This is a genomic window from Xanthomonas sp. NCPPB 901, assembly GCF_056725085.1.
Window position 1 is genome coordinate 2,134,727 of record NZ_CM161511.1, and the last position, 15,131, is coordinate 2,149,857.

The following is a 15,131-nucleotide window of genomic DNA, read 5'->3' on the forward strand; positions in this document are numbered from 1 at the left end:
CTTCTCAGGAATTTCGCAATGAACGCAGCACACAAGATCGCCCTGGTCACCGGCGCCACCCGCGGCATCGGCCTGCATACCGTGCGGCAGCTGGCCGAAGCCGGCGTGCACACCCTGCTGGCCGGGCGCGACGCCACCCGCGCCAGCGCCGCGGCCCTGGAACTGCAGGGCGAGGGCCTGCCGGTCGAGCCGCTGACCCTGGACGTCACCGACGCCGCCAGCATTGCCGCCGCGGTGGAGGCGGTGCGCGCGCGCCACGGGCGGCTGGACATCCTGGTCAACAACGCCGGCATCCTGCGCGACGACCTGCGCCTGAGCGTGTCGCAGCAGCGCCTGGACACCTGGCGCGAGACCTTCGACACCAACCTGTTCGGCCTGATCGCGGTCACCCAGGCGTTCCTGCCGCTGCTGCGCGAAGCGCCGGCCGCGCGCATCGTCAACGTCTCCAGCCTGCTCGGCTCGCTCACGCTGCACAGCCAGCCCGGTTCGCCGATCTACGACTTCAAGGTGCCGGCCTACAACGTGTCCAAGAGCGCGGTGAATGCCTGGACCATCCAGTTGGCCCACGAGCTGCGCGACACCCCGATCAAGGTCAACACCATCCACCCCGGCTACGTGAAGACCGACATGAATGGGGGCGAGGGCGAGCTGGACGTGGCCGACGGCGCCCGCAGCAGCGTGATGATGGCGCTGCTCGACGCGGACGGTCCCACCGGCAGCTACACCCATGTCGGACAGGTGCTGCCATGGTGATCCGTCCCGCACTCGGCGCGCTGGCGTTGGCGCTGCTCAGCGCCTGCGCCAGCGTCGGCCCCGACTACCACGCGCCGGCGCAGCCGCCGGTGACGCTGCAGGGCGCGGCGTCGCCGGTGTTCGCGACCGACTCGCCGGTCGCATCCTGGTGGGCGCAGTTCGACGATCCGGTGCTGGAACAGCTGGTGCACGACAGCCTGGTCGCCAACCTGGACCTGCGCATCGCCCTGGCGCGCGTGCACGAGGCGCGCGCGGTCTTCGCCGAGCAGCGCCTGGACCAGGCGCCGCACGTCACCGCCGATGGCGACTACAGCCGCGGCAAGGCGCCGGATGCCGACGCCGGCGGTGCACGCGTGCTTACCGAGAGCTATCGGCTGGGCTTCGATGCCGGCTGGGAACTGGATCTGTTCGGGCGCCAGCGCCGCGCCAGCGAAGCCGCGCGCGCGAATCTGGAGGCCGAGCAGGCCGGCCTGGCCGACGCCCAGGTCACCGTCGCCGCGGAGGTGGCGCGCAATTACTTCGCCCTGCGCGGCACGCAGAAGCGCATCGCGCTGGCGCGCACCACACTGGACAACCTGCACGACACCCAGCGCCTCACCGAGACCCGCTGGCGGCTGGGTGCCGGCAGCGAACTGGACGTGCAGAGCAGCCGCGCGCGGTTGAAGGCGATCGAGGCCGACATCCCGCTGCTGGAAGTCGACGCCGCGCAGGCGCGGCACCGGCTGGCGGTGCTGCTGGGCAAGCCGCCGGGCACGCTGGACGCGCTGCTGGCGCCGCAGCCGACCCCGGCCTATGCGCGGGCCTTGCCGCTGGGCGACACCACGCAGTTGCTGCGCCGGCGTCCGGACGTGCGCATCGCCGAACGCCGGCTGGCGGCGGCGACCGCGCGCGTCGGCGTGGCCACCGCCGATCTGTTTCCGCGGATCAGCCTGTCCGGGTTCGTCGGCTTCCTGTCCGGCGACGCCGGCGCCTTGCTGCACGGCCGCAGCAAGGCCTGGTCGCTGACCCCATCGATCCAGTGGGCGGCGTTCGACCTGGGCAGCGTGCGCGCGCGCCTGCGCGCCAGCGAGGCGCAGGCCGACGGCGCCGCCGCCGACTACGAGAAGGCCGTGCTCGGTGCGCTGGAGGACACAGAGAACGCGCTGACCGCCTATGCCCACGAACAGGCCAGGCTGGCGATCGTGGCCGAGCAGGCGCAGGCCGCGCAGCGCGCCGAGGCGCTGGCGCAGATCCGCTATCGCGAAGGGTCGGAGGATTTCCTGACCCTGCTCGATGCGCAGCGCACGCAACTCACCGCCAACGCCGACCTGGCCGACGCGGAGGCCGCGGTGAACATCGGCGTGGTGCGGGTGTACAAGGCGCTCGGCGGCTGGGGCCAGGATGCGGGCACGGAGGCGGGCAGGGACGTGGCGACCACCGCGGTGGCGGCGTCCGCGGTGCAGGCGCGCTGAGCGGGAGGCTGCGAAGTCCGCGGTGCGGGCCGACTGCACGCACCGCGATGCCTGGCGGCCCATCTCGTCTCACCATCGGGCCGGATGCAGGGTTGCCTTTAGGAGCGGCTTCCGCCGCGATGGGCGTTTCTGGTGTAGCCCGCCGCGGCGGAAGCCGCTCCTGCCCGCGGGTGCCGGCCGCTCAGTCCTGCGCGACGTCCTCGGCGATCACGTAGCGGTCGCGTCCGTTGTTCTTGGCCTGGTACAGCGCGGCGTCGGCGCGCGAGAACCAGTCGTGCCACTGCACCTCGTCGCAGAGCATGGCCGCGCCCAGCGAGACGGTGATCGTGCCGTTGGGACCGCGCAGCGCGGCGCGTGCGGCGTCGTGCAGGCGCCTGGCGAAGGCGGACAGTTCGGTTGTGGACTGCAGCCGCGCCACCACCACGAACTCTTCGCCGCCGAACCGGAACACCTCGTCCGGCGCGCGGACCTGCGCGCGCAGCAGCGCCGCCAGCTCGGCCAGCACCCGATCGCCCTCGGCATGGCCGTAGAGGTCGTTGACCTCCTTGAAATGATCGATGTCGAGCACGATCAGCCCATGCCGGCGGTTGGCGCGGCGCGGGTCGGCCAGCCGTTGCGAGAGGCTGCGCTCGAGCATGCGGCGGTTCGGCAACCCGGTCAGCGGGTCGTGCGACGCTAGTTGCTCCAGTTGCACGCGATCGCCTTCCACCCGCAACGCCAGCATGTAGCCCAGCCCGGTGATCAGCAACGACACCGCCAGCATCGAGAAGAGGTGTTCGGCGCCCAGTCCGCTCGGCGTGACCACCAGCAGGACCGCAATCAGGGTGGCGTTGCAGGCCAACGCGACATGGCGCGTCACCACGAAGAAGTTGCTCATCATCACCAGGTACAGCCACGGCACCGCGGCATGGCGCAGCGCATGGCAGGCCAGGGCGCTGCCCAGCAACCAGCTCAGCGACAGCAGCGGATCCATGCGGCCGTCGCCGCGGTGCAGCGCCAGCCAGGTCGCCAGCGCGGCCAATCCGGCCAGCGCGGCACCGGCCAGCGCGTTCAATGGCGCGCCGATCGCCATCTGGTAGGCGGCGAACAGCAGCAGCACCGCCGCCGTGGACGGACCCAGGACCTTGATGATGCCGAGTCGGAAGTGCCGGCGCAGGGTCAATCCCGCGCCGCTCACGGAGAAGGACCCCGGATCAGTGCATGGGCAAGGTGGATGGGCGAGCTGGGGCGGGCGACGGACATGGTGACGTCAGCAGAGGCGGAAGGATGCTGCGCACGCAGAGGCAAGTTCCGTGCCCGACCTGTTTTTGTGGTTTTCATTCCGCTGCTGAACAGGACGTCGCGCGATTGTCGACACGCTGTGCGTCGCGACGGCATCGCATTGACGCCGGGACGGAGGTTGCGAAGAGGTCGGTTGCGCCACACGACGGGCGTGCCCGGGTCGGGGTGGCTCGAGCCGCCGCGTACGGCGGCGCAGCGGACGTGGTGCTGGCCTCCAGCTGGCGCCGTGCGCGTCGATGCGATGACGGGATCGCCGCGACGTGGTGCGCTGGCATCGCGCCGGCAGGGCATGGCGAACCCGACACGCCGGCGAGGACGACTACGCCGCGTCGCCGTCGATGGCCTTCAAGCCCTTCTGGTTCAGCGCGAGATCGCCGTCCTCGCCTTGCGCCGCATAGTTCTCGCGCACCGCCCAGGCCGCCTCCGCTTCGCTGACCGGCGTGGTGGCGTGGATGTCCTGCAGGATGCGCAGTTGTTCCTGGGTCAAGGGCATGGCGGGCAGTCTCGGAGCGGTCAGGGCATTCCACCCTACAGGCCAGCGGTGACGGGGGCGTCGGCGCGCCATGAAGGTGGCCTCCGGCAGGCGGAGCGCCGGACGCCGAGCGGGGCGTGCGTCCGGCGCGTTCCGCGGCGCGGTCGCGTCGACATCATTCCGCAACGCCTCAAGGACGCCGCCGTAACGGACGCCGCCGCATCCTACGCGTACCAGCTGTGCGGCCGAAGGCAACGCTCGGGGCTGCTTCAAGGATGCAAGCATCCGCGGCTGGACCACTTCCTTGCGCATCGCCAGGCACACCGGTCTGGCGATGCGTTTTCGTGTCTTTGGTAGCGATGCAGGCGCAGCGCGATGGCGTTCATTGCGCTGCGCTCGGAGCGTACGCCGTGACGCGCGGTGTCTGCGCCTGCCGCGCACCATCCGCAGCCCGCGCGCTGGTGGATGGACGCGGTCGCAACGAAAGCTCCGCTGGCGTCCGCGCTTTCAGCGGCACAAGGCCAAGTGGCCCGGCGACTGGAAACGCGATTGCGCGCATGGGCGCGCAACCGCGTCGACCGTGTGCCTGCAACGCGCCGCGCTAGGCGACGCCGGTGCCACCCGTCGCGCCGAACACCTCGCCGGTCAGGTAGCTGCCTTCCTGGCTGGCGAGGAGCACATACAGCGGGGCGATTTCGACCGGCTGGCCGGGGCGCTTGAAGTGCGTCTTCGATCCGAACTGGGTGACCGCCTCCATCGGTTGGCCGCCAGAGGACTGCAGCGCGGTCCAGAAGGGACCCGGTGCCACCACGTTCGCCCTGATGCCCTTTTCGCTCAACTGCGCCGCCAGCGCCTTGGTGTAGGCGACGATACCGGCCTTGGTGGTCGCGTAGTCGAGCAGGATCGCCGACGGGTCGTACGCCTGGATGGACGCGGTGGTGATCACCGCGGCGCCCGCCGGCAGGTGCGGCACCGCGGCGCGGCAGATCCAGTGCATGGCATAGAGATTGGTCTTCAGCGTCTTGTCGAAATCCTCGTCGCTGACTTCGCCGATCTCTTCCCGATACTGCTGCCGCCCCGCATTGATCACCAGGATGTCCAGGCCGCCCAGGCCGGCAACGGCCTTCTCGACCAACGCCGTGCACCAGTGCCGATCGGTGATGTCGCCGGGAAGGCTGATCGCCTTGCGTCCTTCGGCCTCGATGAGGGCGATGACCTCCTGCGCGTCCGACGCCTCTTCGGCAAGGAAGGAGATGGCCACGTCGGCGCCCTCGCGGGCGAACGCGATCGCCGCGGCGCGACCGATGCCGCTGTCGCCGCCGGTCACCAGCGCCCGGCGGCCTGTCAGCTTGCCCGAGCCGCGGTAGCTGGTCTCGCCATGGTCGGGAACCGGGTCCATGTCCGACGCCTTCCCCGGAACCGGCTGCGGCTGCGGCGGGAACGGCGGCTTGGGGTATTGTTCGCGTGGGTCCTGCATCTTCAGTCGATCGTTCATCGCGTCTTCCTCTTCTTGGCGTGTGGGCGGAGTTTCACCGGATTGGTTTGCGTGTTCTCGATGGTCGACATCGCCATGATCTGGGCGAGATGGCTCAGTCCTTGCGGGAAGTTGCCCAGGAAACCGCCGGAATGCGGATCGACCATCTCGCTCAACAGGCCGTCGCAGCGATCCAGCGCGGCGTTGAGCTGGATCAGCCGTTTCCTGGCTTTGGCTTTGTGTCCCAGGCGGGCATAGGCTTCGGCGATCCAGTAGGAGCACGCCACGAAACACCCTTCTTCCTGCGCCATGCCGGAGTAGCGGTAATGGAACACGCCGGCCCCCAACGCGCGGTCGATCGCGTCGAGGGTGGACAGCAGGCGATCCTTGCCGTCGAAGCGGAAGCGCGCGGCGAGCGCCACCGACGCATCCAGCCTATCGCTTCCCGGATACATCACGAATGCATGTTGCGCGTCCGACCAGCAGTGGGTTTCGATCCAGTCCTTGATCCTGTCGCGCTCGCGTTCCCAGCGATCGCGACAGGTCGTCGGCAGTTGGCCCTGATCGGCCAACTCCACGGCCCTGGCCAGCGCCTGCCAGCAGCTGACCTTCGACATGGTGTAGTGCTGCAGCTCGGGCAGTTCCCAGATCCCCGAGTCGGCCTTGCGCCAGCGATCGGCGCATTGGTCGGCCAGGCGCGACAGCAGTTCGGCACTGGACGCGTCCAGGATGTTGCCGCGGCTCACGAAGCAATAGGCGGTCTCGAAGATGTCGCCGTAGATGCCGTGCTGGTGCTGCGCGCCGGCGAGATTGCCTTTCACCACCGGCAGGGTGTTGCGATAGCCGGCGGCCTCCAGTTCGGTGACGTCGGGAACCACTCCGCCGTCCAGGGTGAACACGACTTTCGGGCCGTGCTGCCGCAGTTGCCGGATCAGCCAGGTGAACGCGGCCTTCGATTCCGCTTCCAGGCCCGCGGCGAGAAACGCCTGGATGGTGTAGCCGGCATCGCGGACCCAGGCGTAGCGATAGTCGAAGTTCTTGTCTCCCCCGATCCGTTCCGGCAGCGACGTCGTCGCGGCCGCGGCGATGGCGCCGGAGGGCGAATACAGCAGCAGCTTGAGCGCGAGCGCGCTGCGCAGGAAAAAGTCCCGGCCCTCGCCGGAGAACGTCACGTTCTTCGACCATGCCCGCCATTCCTTGTCGGTCAGGTCGATGCGGTTGTCGATCTCCTCGATGGTGGGGGCGACCAGCGGCTCGTCCTCGCCGACGACCAGGCCGACCGTCGCGCGTTGCCCCTGCGCGACGGTGATATGGCCGCGAACGCCGTGGTCCGACCACGCGCAGGTCAGCCGGTCGTCATGGATCATGACGCCGAGCAGGCGGTCGACATGGAACACGGTGTGCGGGCCGATCGCGGAACAGTAGGGGCTGGCGTTCTTGGCCCGCAAGCTGAATTTCAGCTCCAGCCGGAAGCGCATTGTTCCGCGCTGGCACTCGATGCGCCGCGCAAGCTCGCACCAGGGCAGTCGTCCCGCATGCCCGCTGTTGAGCGACTCGGTCAGCGTCGCCCGTCCGGATGCGGTGGTGAACGTGGTGACCAGGACATTGCTGTCTTGCCGATAGTGCCGCTCGCTGCGGAACGGCTGGTCCGGGGCGAGAACGAAGTAACCGCCTTCCTCCGCATCCAGCAGCCGGTCGAACAACGGCGCGCTGTCCATGTTGGGCGCGCACCACCAATCGATGGAGCCGTCCGCCCCGGTCAACGCGACCGAGCGTCCTTCGCCAAGCGCGCCATACTGCTCGATCGGCAATGCGCCATCGGTGCGCTCAGCGGTATGGGTCGAACGACGCCGACGGGCGGTCGCGGGCACGCGCTCAGGCTCCGCACCAACACGCGTTGGCGCGGTGCTGGTACGTCGTCGATTCCGGCATGGCGTGTCGATGCGGCATGAAGAAAGCGCAATAAGCAAGGGCAGGCCGACGGTAGTGGCCGGCCTGCCGACGCGCGGTGAAGACGGCACGCGCCCGCGCAGGCCTGCACGTGGCGTGGACGAGGGCTGTTCCATCGTGCGTGACCGTCATCGAGGTGCGCCATGGGAAAACCGGTCCTGTACTTCCTGCACGCCCTCGGCTCGAGCGGGCGCGAGTGGTCTGCGGTGATCGAGTTTCTGGACGCGCGCTTCGACTGCATCGCACTGGACATTCCGGGCTTCGGCAATGCGCCGGCGTTGCGCCGTCCCGATGTGGCGGCGCTGGTCGATTGGTTCACGGGCGAGGTCGCGCGGGACAGGCCCGACTGCTGGTATGTCGTGGGCCACAGCATGGGCGGGAAGATCGCCACCCTGGCCGCGGCGCGCGCACGCGACGGCATGGCCGGACTCGCCGGCCTGGCCGGGGTCGTCCTGGTGGCCGCATCGCCGCCCGCGCCCGAGCCGATGGACGAATCCCGGCGGCAGACCATGCTGTCCTGGTTCGCCGCCGCCGGTCCCACGCGGCAGCAGGCCGAGCAGTTCGTCGACGACAACTGCGCGACGGCGTTGCCGACGCCGCCGCGCGACGGCGCCGTCGACGATGTGCTGCGCAGCAGCGCGCGCGCATGGAACGCCTGGCTCACGCATGGCAGCCGCAAGGATTGCGCGGCGCAAGCCGGCTGCATCGAAGTGCCCGCCCTGATCGTCGCGGGCAGCGAGGATGGCGATCTCGACGAAGCGGCGCAGCGGCGCTGGAACCTGCCGCATTACCGCGACGCGCGCCTCGCGGTGGTGGCGCAGGCCGCGCACCTGATCCCCTACGAACAGCCGCAGGCGCTCGCGGCGTTGATCGCCGCGCATGTCGACGGCACCGCAGCACGCCGGCTGCCCGACGACTTCGTGGCGTTGCTCAACGCCGAGCGTGTCGCGCCGCAGATGCGCAAGACGCTGCTGCATCGCCACGCAGGGCCGTCCAGCGCGGCGAAAGGGGTATTGAGCGCGCGCCAGTCGAGCACGCTGGCCGCGGTGGTCGAACGCGTGCTGGACGGTGCCGGCGACGCCAGGGACATCGCACGCCGCATCGACGTCGATCTCGCCACCGGGGTGGGCGACGGATGGCGCTTTGCCGACCTGCCCCCCGATCGTCTCGCCTGGCCGCTGGGGCTCGATGCGCTGGACGCACTGTCGGGCGGGTTCGCCGCCTTGTCCGCACAGGAGCAGGATCGTTGGCTGCATGCCATTTTCGTGCGCGAGGCGGGCGATTGTGCCGATTGCGGATGGAGCGCGGCACAACTTGCCGCCTGGTTCGAAGACCTGCGCGCCGAGACCGTGCGGATCTGGACAAGCCTTCCCGTCACCATGGCCGCATTGGGCTACGACGGCTTCGCCGTGGGCGGATTGGGCGCGGGCAGCCCCGGTTACCAGGAAACCGCCGCCGATCGGCGCGAGGCGTGGCAGCTTTTGCCCAAGGCTGATCCATGACCGTCGCCTCGGCTGCTGTAGCGGATGCGGTCGTGGTCGGCAGTGGCGCCGGCGGCGGTCCGCTGGCCGCGCGGCTGGCGCAGGCCGGCGTCTCGTTGGTGGTGCTGGAAGCCGGCGCGGCGTTCGGCCCGGACGCGCACCGCGCGGACGAGCTGGCGACGGACATCTACTGGATGGACGAGCGCCTCAGCGGCGGGCGCACGCCGACGGCATTCGGCCCGAACAATTCCGGTGCGGGGCTCGGCGGTTCGACGCTGCATTGGGGCGCCTTCTGCCCGCGCCCGGACCCGCGCGATCTGCAGCTGCGAACGCAGACCGGCCAGGGCGAAGACTGGCCGATCCCGCATCAGGAGCTGCTGTCCTATCTGCAGCGTGTCGAACGCTTCATCGGCGTGTCCGGGCCGGCGGTCTATCCATGGGATGGCGAGCGCTGCTATGCCTTCCCGCCCGCCCAGCGCAACGCGCCTGCCGAGGCGATGGCGCGCGGCTGCCGTGCCCTCGGCATCACCGCCGCCGATGCACCGGCGGCATTGGTCACCCGCACGCACGAACAGCCGCATTGGGGCATGCGGGTCGCCTGCAACAATTGCGGTGCGTGTCATCAGGGCTGCAGCAACGGCGCCAAGGTCAGTGTGGATACGACTTGGTTGCCGTTGGCACGAGCGCATGGCGCCGACCTGCGCACCGATTGCCGGGTGGTCGGGATCGAGCGCGACGGCCGTGGCGCAGTCAGCGGCGTCGTCTACCGGCAGGGCGAGCGCGAACTGCGCCAGCGTTGCTCGGCCTTGTTCCTGTGCGCTGGTGGTGTGGAAACCCCGCGCTTGCTGCTGAACCTGGGACTGGCCAACTCCAGCGGCCAGGTCGGGCGCAATTTCATGGCGCATGTCGCCACCCAGGTCTGGGGCGCGTTCGACATGGACATGCGCATGAACCGCGGCTACCCCTCGTCGCTGATGAGCGAGGACATGCTGCGCCCCGCGCATGCCGGGTTTGCCGGGGGCTATCTGATCCAGAGCCTGGGCGTGCAGCCGGTGACGCTCGCCAACACCCTGGCGCGCGGCGCCGGACGCTGGGGCGCCGCGCTGGTGCGGACCATGACGCGCTACAACCGCCTGGCCGGCATCGGCATCAATGGCGAATGCCTGCCGCAGGACGCCAATCGCCTGACGCTCGCCGACGAGCGCGACGCCTTCGGCCTGCGCAAGGCGCGCATCGACTTCAGCTACGGCCCCAACGAACAGGCGCTCGATGCCCACGCCACACGCACGCTGCGCGCGATCTGGGAGGCGGCCGGCGCCCAGGACATCTTCGCCGCCGCGCGTTCGGCGCACACGCTTGGCACCTGCCGGATGGGCCGCGATCCCGCGCAGGCCGTGGTCGATCCGGATGGCCGTTCGTTCGACATCGGCAACCTCTACGTCTGCGACAACTCCGTGTTTCCCAGTGCGTTGGCGGCCAATCCCGGCTTGACGCAGATGGCGCTCGGCCTGCGTACCGCGGAGCGGTTTCTCGCGCAATAGGCGGTTGCTTCCCCTTCACTACAACGAGGACATCGACATGGACCTAGGCATCAACCATCGCATTGCCCTGATCAGCGGCGCCGACTCGGGCATGGGCAAGGAAACCGCACGGCAACTGCTGCAGGCCGGCGTCCGCGTGGCCATCACCGACCGCGCCGATGGCACGCTCGAGGAGGCGCTGTCCGAACTGTCGGGCCTGGGCGAGGTCATCGCCGTGGCGGGCGATGTGAGGCGTGCGAACGATGTCGCGCAGATCTGGGCGCAGGTCCGGGCGCAACTGGGCGATCCGGATATCTATGTCAACGCGGCCGGCGTCACCGGCGCGACCGGCGACTTTCTGGACGTGAGCGATGCCGGGTGGCTCGAGACGTTGGACATCAACCTGATGGGCGCGGTGCGGATGTGCCGCGAGGCGATTCCCGCGATGCGCCGCAACCGATGGGGACGGATCGTGCTGTTCGCGTCCGAGGACGCCGTGCAACCCTACGTGGACGAGCTGGCCTATTGCGCGTCGAAGGCGGGGATCCTGAGCCTCGCCAAGGGCCTGGCCAAGGCCTACGGCGGCGACAACGTGCTGGTCAATACGGTGTCGCCCGCGTTCATCCATACCCCGATGACCGACGCGATGATGCACAAGCGTGCGAAGGAGAAGGGAACGACCTTCGATGAAGCGGTGTCGTCGTTCCTGGACGAGGAGCGCCCCGGCATGGTCCTCAAGCGGCGTGGCCGGCCGGAAGAGGTGGCGGCGGCGGTCGCGTTTCTCTGCTCCGAGCGCGCCAGTTTCATCAATGGCGCCGGCATCCGGGTCGATTCGGGGTCGGTGCAGACCATCGCGGGTTGAGTCGGAACTAGTCTCGGGACGAAGGGCGTGCTCCTCCGTGTTTCGCAGGAGCCGATGGTGGAAGCTGGAATTGTTTTCGGCTGCTGTCCCGGCGGCTGTCAGTTCCGCGCCGGCGTGCGCGATGGGGTGGGGCGCGTTTCGTTCGCTGGCAACGTGGCAGTCTTCCGTAACGTGTAGAAGGAACACTGCGTGAGTGCTGCTATCGACGCGGCTAGCGCGACAGCAGCTTGGCCTTCTGCGCCTGGAACTCGGCATCGGTGAGCAGGCCTTTCTTCCGTAGATCGTCGAGCTTCAGCAGTTCGGCGTATAGATCGGGTTGCGCGCCGAGTGCGCGCGGAGCATCACTGGTTGCGGCCGGCGATGTCGCGCTCGCGTTCACCTCGATTTGCATGTCGGCTCGCGGCTGCAACCCGACGGTCTCATCGGAACCTAGCGGGACTAGACGGAACTGATACTCGACGTAGGGCCACTGGCCCGGTCCGCCTGCGTCCACCGCTTCCATTGCCACCGGTACCGCCTGCATGCCCTTGGTGGCGGCGAACGCGTTGGCGGCGAGAAGTGCTTTGCGCTTGGTCGTCGCAGCGCTGGCGAAGATGCCGGCATGGTTCTTGACCGTCACCATCCACACGCCTGGTGACACCTGCGCAAACTCTGGTTCGCCGGCCTGTGCGGTGTCGAGCAGCGCCATCCATAGGATGGAAACGAAAAGAATGCGTTTCATGGCCGTTCCTCAGCGAGCGATCGCAAGGCTTACTTGAGATGATGCGGGGCCGTTGGCATCCTTCTCATCATGGCATGCGACCGCACAATTGGTTGATCCTAGTGGCGAGCGTGACGCTTCTGGTGGTGCCGTTCCGCGTGTTGCCGGCCAGCATCGGGCACAAAAAAAGCCGGAAACCTCGATACGATCGGGATTCCAGCCTTGTTTGCACGTCCTTGGACGTTTGGATGGTGGAGGTGGGCGGAGCCTGAGTACGCCCTGACGCAAGCCATTGACCCTAAAGAATTCTGGGTCCAACGAAACCGCCTGCTTTGATACCTCAGATGATATCTCAAGATGCCATGAGAATGGAGCATCCGCGAGTTGTTAAGAATGTAGACAAATCGACCGACCCAGTAGATATCAGAGTTTTCCTACAACGGCTTCTAGTCTATTCAGCTACGATCCATCTCAGGGAGGATTTTTTACAAGTAATAGCAGCCGAGCTGTAACAGGGGAGAGAAATGCATCGAGGTTTTCAGATAGGAGATTTATCCGAGTCTTTCGGAAGCCCTTATGCTGCGCGGGGTCGAGTGATTCGAGAGCAACAAAGTTTTGTAGTGAGTAACACGTTAGATTCCTACCTCGACGAGGATGGAAAACTCGACGCTAGTTCTCTGAGTAAGGTATGGTTTCCAACGGTAAAAGCCGACGTCTTCATATCCCACTCCCATAACGATGAAGACAAAGCATTCCGTTTGGCCGGTTGGTTACAAGAAAAATTCGGACTGACTGCCTTTATTGACTCAGTAGTTTGGAATAGCGCAGACGCACTTCTCAGAAAGATAGACAATAAGTATTGCTTGCAAGAGAGTGGAGATATTTACGACTATCAGAAGAGAAACCTCTCAACAAGCCATGTGCATATGATGCTCGCTATGGCGATAGGTGAAATGATAGATAAGTGCGAATGCCTGTTCTTTCTTACTACCCCTGAATCTTTGACGCCAGGAAAAACGATTAACAACAAGTCGCAAACAGCATCCCCTTGGATTTACGCTGAGATTGCAATATCAAAAATAATCCAAAAGAGGGAGCTATCCGATGCTCGAAAAAATCGACGCAGCTTGGCGATGGATTCGGTATCCAACGAGTCAGTTGGGGCAGTTCCCTTGATTCATGAGCTTGATGTCAATCACCTCTCTAAAGTCAGCGAAAGTCAGCTACAGGCTTGGGCGGTAAAGTATGAACCGTCGATTGACCCAAGTTCTCTGGATGTTCTTTATGAGCTGATCCCAGGGCGTTTTCCCGTCAAATAAACCGAAAAGGAATTTTCGTTATGAGTTATAGAAATAAAACTTATGTCGCTTTTGCCAGTGAGGACATCAAGCTTTATCGTCTCATGGAAGCATGGCGGGACAACGATAAGATTGACTTTAACTTTTACGATGCCCATGATCTTTTCGTCTCCCGCGATACAAGTAAACCTGAGACGATCAAACGAAATTTGCGTGAGCGCTTGAAGAACGCAAAGCAAATTGTCTTACTGGGGAGTGCTCATGCAAAGAAAAAGGGGGGTGACGGCTCTTCTTTTTTGGCACATGAAGTTGAGGTAATTAAAGAATTTGATCTTCCAGTTGTTGTCGCTAATTTAGATGGCGATCGCAAGATCGACAGGAATTTTATTCCTGATCCATTCTTGGATGCCAAATACTACACAATGTCTGTGTCATTTCAGCCAAAAATCATCAAGTTTGCGCTCGACGACTATGCGCCGAACTACGCCACCAAGCGGGGTGAAGGGCCTCATTATTACTTGGCCAGCGTCTATGAAAATCTCGGGCTCTAACAGGTAGCATCCCAATGCGTGAGTTGATGCAGGACATGAAAACGTGGCGTTTCTGGCGCCACTACTTTGTAAAGTGTTTTGCCGTGCTTGGAACAATTGTCGCCTCAATTAGGATATGGCTCCTTTTTTTTCCACAGCATTCACATGTCCTCGGAGGAGTGGGCTTCGCCTTGGCAGTGATTGCTTCCGTTGTTATCGCTTTTGTAGTGACTTGGCCCAGACCAATTGAGTGTGAATATTCCTCACCTGAAACCAAGATTAAGATAAAGAAAGGGGATATTTTTAAGCAGGACGAAGATCATCTGGTTATTGGTATATGTAATACATTCGACACCAAGACGCCTGAGATAATCGAAAAGAAGACCCTATTAGGTCAGGCAATTGACCATTTTTACGGATCTGATTACGAGCGGCTCGACATTGATTTGGACAATGCACTTAAAGGCAAAGCGCCGATCGAGCCACTGATCAAGCCAGGCAAAACAGTGCGATACGAAATAGGGACTGTCGCAGTAGTAAAAAGTAAGGCTAGAAAATTATTCTTTTCTGCTTACTCCGAAATGGACGTAAATAACTCCGCCAGCTCCCAAATAGAAGGGTTAACGAAGAGCCTGTTTGACCTCTGGAGTGAGGTGGTTGCGACAGGGAACTGTCAGCCTATTTCAATCACCCCGTGGGGAGGTGGCCCGTCAAGAATTTCCAGTATTCTTCCCGCACAAGATTCGATAAGGCTAATTATTCTTTCTTTTATGTTCGCGTCCCGCAAAAGTAAAGTGTCTGATCAGTTGACAGTCGTTGTTCCACCAGCCGTGTTTAAAAAGCTCGATCGCCTTGAATTACAGGCCTTTCTTTCATCATTGAGAAGCTCGTGATGACAAGCAGTAACATCGAGCTTCCAAAGAACGAAAGTTGTGCTTTTTGTGCGTATCTGCGGGGAGAGCGACCCTACACCATACTATGCCGAAATGAACTGACCGCGACACTTGTGACAAGGGAGCAGCGGGGGAAACCCCATTTGCTTGTCATCCCGGTAAAGCATTGCCCGACAATCATAGATCTTGATGATGAACACGCAAAAGCGTTGATTCTTGCGGTGAGAGAAGCGGCACGATTGATCGATGCGGCTTATGGACGCCCTGGAATAGCTGTTTGGCAGAACAACGGAATCGATGCTCGCCAGACCATAGGTCATGTGCACTTCCATGTTGCTGGAACTATGGATGACGGCGGAACTCTATGGGGAGACGTGGAAGAATTGCCTCTAAGGGAAACTGAAAAAATTGCGGCGTTCTTAAAAAGTTATTCGGGATAGCTCGCTGATTGCCTTACAGAGCTTTT

General features: G+C 64.5%; 14 protein-coding genes. 9 read left to right on the forward strand and 5 right to left on the reverse strand.

The annotated features are described in order from the left end of the window. Nucleotides 1–18: 18 nt before the first annotated feature. Together AC1PME_RS08825 and AC1PME_RS08830 are read left to right on the forward strand one after the other, a co-directional pair. Nucleotides 19–753, forward strand: a complete 735-nt coding sequence (locus AC1PME_RS08825) for an SDR family oxidoreductase (RefSeq protein ID WP_254461219.1) — start codon at nt 19–21, stop codon at nt 751–753. Then, nucleotides 747–2,204: an efflux transporter outer membrane subunit gene (locus AC1PME_RS08830; protein ID WP_481097893.1), complete on the forward strand. Its 1,458-nt coding sequence runs from the start codon at nt 747–749 to the stop codon at nt 2,202–2,204. The genes AC1PME_RS08825 and AC1PME_RS08830 overlap by 7 nt, the downstream gene beginning before the upstream one ends. 181 nt (nt 2,205–2,385) lie before the next feature. Here AC1PME_RS08830 and AC1PME_RS08835 read toward each other — a convergent pair whose 3' ends face one another. From AC1PME_RS08835 to AC1PME_RS08850, 4 genes are all read right to left on the reverse strand, one after another. Beyond that, on the reverse strand, nt 2,386–3,381 hold the full coding sequence (locus AC1PME_RS08835) for a GGDEF domain-containing protein (RefSeq protein ID WP_307549984.1): 996 nt from the start codon (nt 3,379–3,381) through the stop codon (nt 2,386–2,388). Nucleotides 3,382–3,804: 423 nt separating this feature from the next. Further along, the gene (locus AC1PME_RS08840; RefSeq protein WP_254461222.1) at nt 3,805–3,978 is read right to left on the reverse strand and encodes a hypothetical protein; all 174 of its coding nucleotides are present in this window, start codon (nt 3,976–3,978) and stop codon (nt 3,805–3,807) included. Nucleotides 3,979–4,558: 580 nt separating this feature from the next. After that, on the reverse strand, nt 4,559–5,452 hold the full coding sequence (locus AC1PME_RS08845) for an SDR family oxidoreductase (protein WP_481097894.1): 894 nt from the start codon (nt 5,450–5,452) through the stop codon (nt 4,559–4,561). Next, entirely contained in the window at nt 5,449–7,302 is a 1,854-nt protein-coding gene (locus tag AC1PME_RS08850; RefSeq protein ID WP_481097895.1) for a glycoside hydrolase family 15 protein, read from the reverse strand. The genes AC1PME_RS08845 and AC1PME_RS08850 overlap by 4 nt, the downstream gene beginning before the upstream one ends. Before the next feature lie 222 nt (nt 7,303–7,524). Between AC1PME_RS08850 and AC1PME_RS08855 the strand changes: the two genes are divergently transcribed. Genes AC1PME_RS08855 through AC1PME_RS08865 form a run of 3 tightly spaced genes read left to right on the forward strand, consistent with a single transcriptional unit; the run spans nt 7,525 to nt 11,244 of the window. Next, nucleotides 7,525–8,883, forward strand: coding sequence for an alpha/beta hydrolase (locus AC1PME_RS08855; protein WP_481097896.1), 1,359 nt, complete (start codon nt 7,525–7,527; stop codon nt 8,881–8,883). Further along, nucleotides 8,880–10,403: a GMC family oxidoreductase gene (locus AC1PME_RS08860; protein ID WP_481097897.1), complete on the forward strand. Its 1,524-nt coding sequence runs from the start codon at nt 8,880–8,882 to the stop codon at nt 10,401–10,403. Before AC1PME_RS08855 ends, AC1PME_RS08860 begins: the two co-directional genes overlap by 4 nt. A 37-nt stretch (nt 10,404–10,440) precedes the next feature. Further along, a complete protein-coding gene (locus tag AC1PME_RS08865) occupies nt 10,441–11,244 on the forward strand; it encodes an SDR family NAD(P)-dependent oxidoreductase (RefSeq protein WP_481097898.1) in 804 nt (267 codons plus the stop codon). A 211-nt stretch (nt 11,245–11,455) separates the two neighbouring features. Here AC1PME_RS08865 and AC1PME_RS08870 read toward each other — a convergent pair whose 3' ends face one another. Further along, nucleotides 11,456–11,965 (reverse strand): SHOCT domain-containing protein, encoded by a 510-nt coding sequence (locus AC1PME_RS08870; protein ID WP_481097899.1) that lies wholly within the window; start codon nt 11,963–11,965, stop codon nt 11,456–11,458. A 599-nt stretch (nt 11,966–12,564) separates the two neighbouring features. On the opposite strand from AC1PME_RS08870, the gene AC1PME_RS08875 reads away from it, so the two are divergent. Genes AC1PME_RS08875 through AC1PME_RS08890 form a run of 4 tightly spaced genes read left to right on the forward strand, consistent with a single transcriptional unit; the run spans nt 12,565 to nt 15,105 of the window. Further along, entirely contained in the window at nt 12,565–13,263 is a 699-nt protein-coding gene (locus AC1PME_RS08875) for a hypothetical protein (protein ID WP_481097900.1), read from the forward strand. 20 nt (nt 13,264–13,283) lie between these two features. Further along, nucleotides 13,284–13,793 carry a TIR domain-containing protein gene (locus AC1PME_RS08880; protein ID WP_481097901.1) on the forward strand — a complete coding sequence of 170 codons (510 nt, stop codon included), beginning with the start codon at nt 13,284–13,286 and terminating at the stop codon, nt 13,791–13,793. A 14-nt stretch (nt 13,794–13,807) separates the two neighbouring features. Next, nucleotides 13,808–14,665: a macro domain-containing protein gene (locus AC1PME_RS08885; protein WP_481097902.1), complete on the forward strand. Its 858-nt coding sequence runs from the start codon at nt 13,808–13,810 to the stop codon at nt 14,663–14,665. Continuing rightward, on the forward strand, nt 14,665–15,105 hold the full coding sequence (locus AC1PME_RS08890; RefSeq protein WP_481097903.1) for an HIT family protein: 441 nt from the start codon (nt 14,665–14,667) through the stop codon (nt 15,103–15,105). Before AC1PME_RS08885 ends, AC1PME_RS08890 begins: the two co-directional genes overlap by 1 nt. The last annotated feature ends 26 nt before the right edge of the window (nt 15,106–15,131 follow it).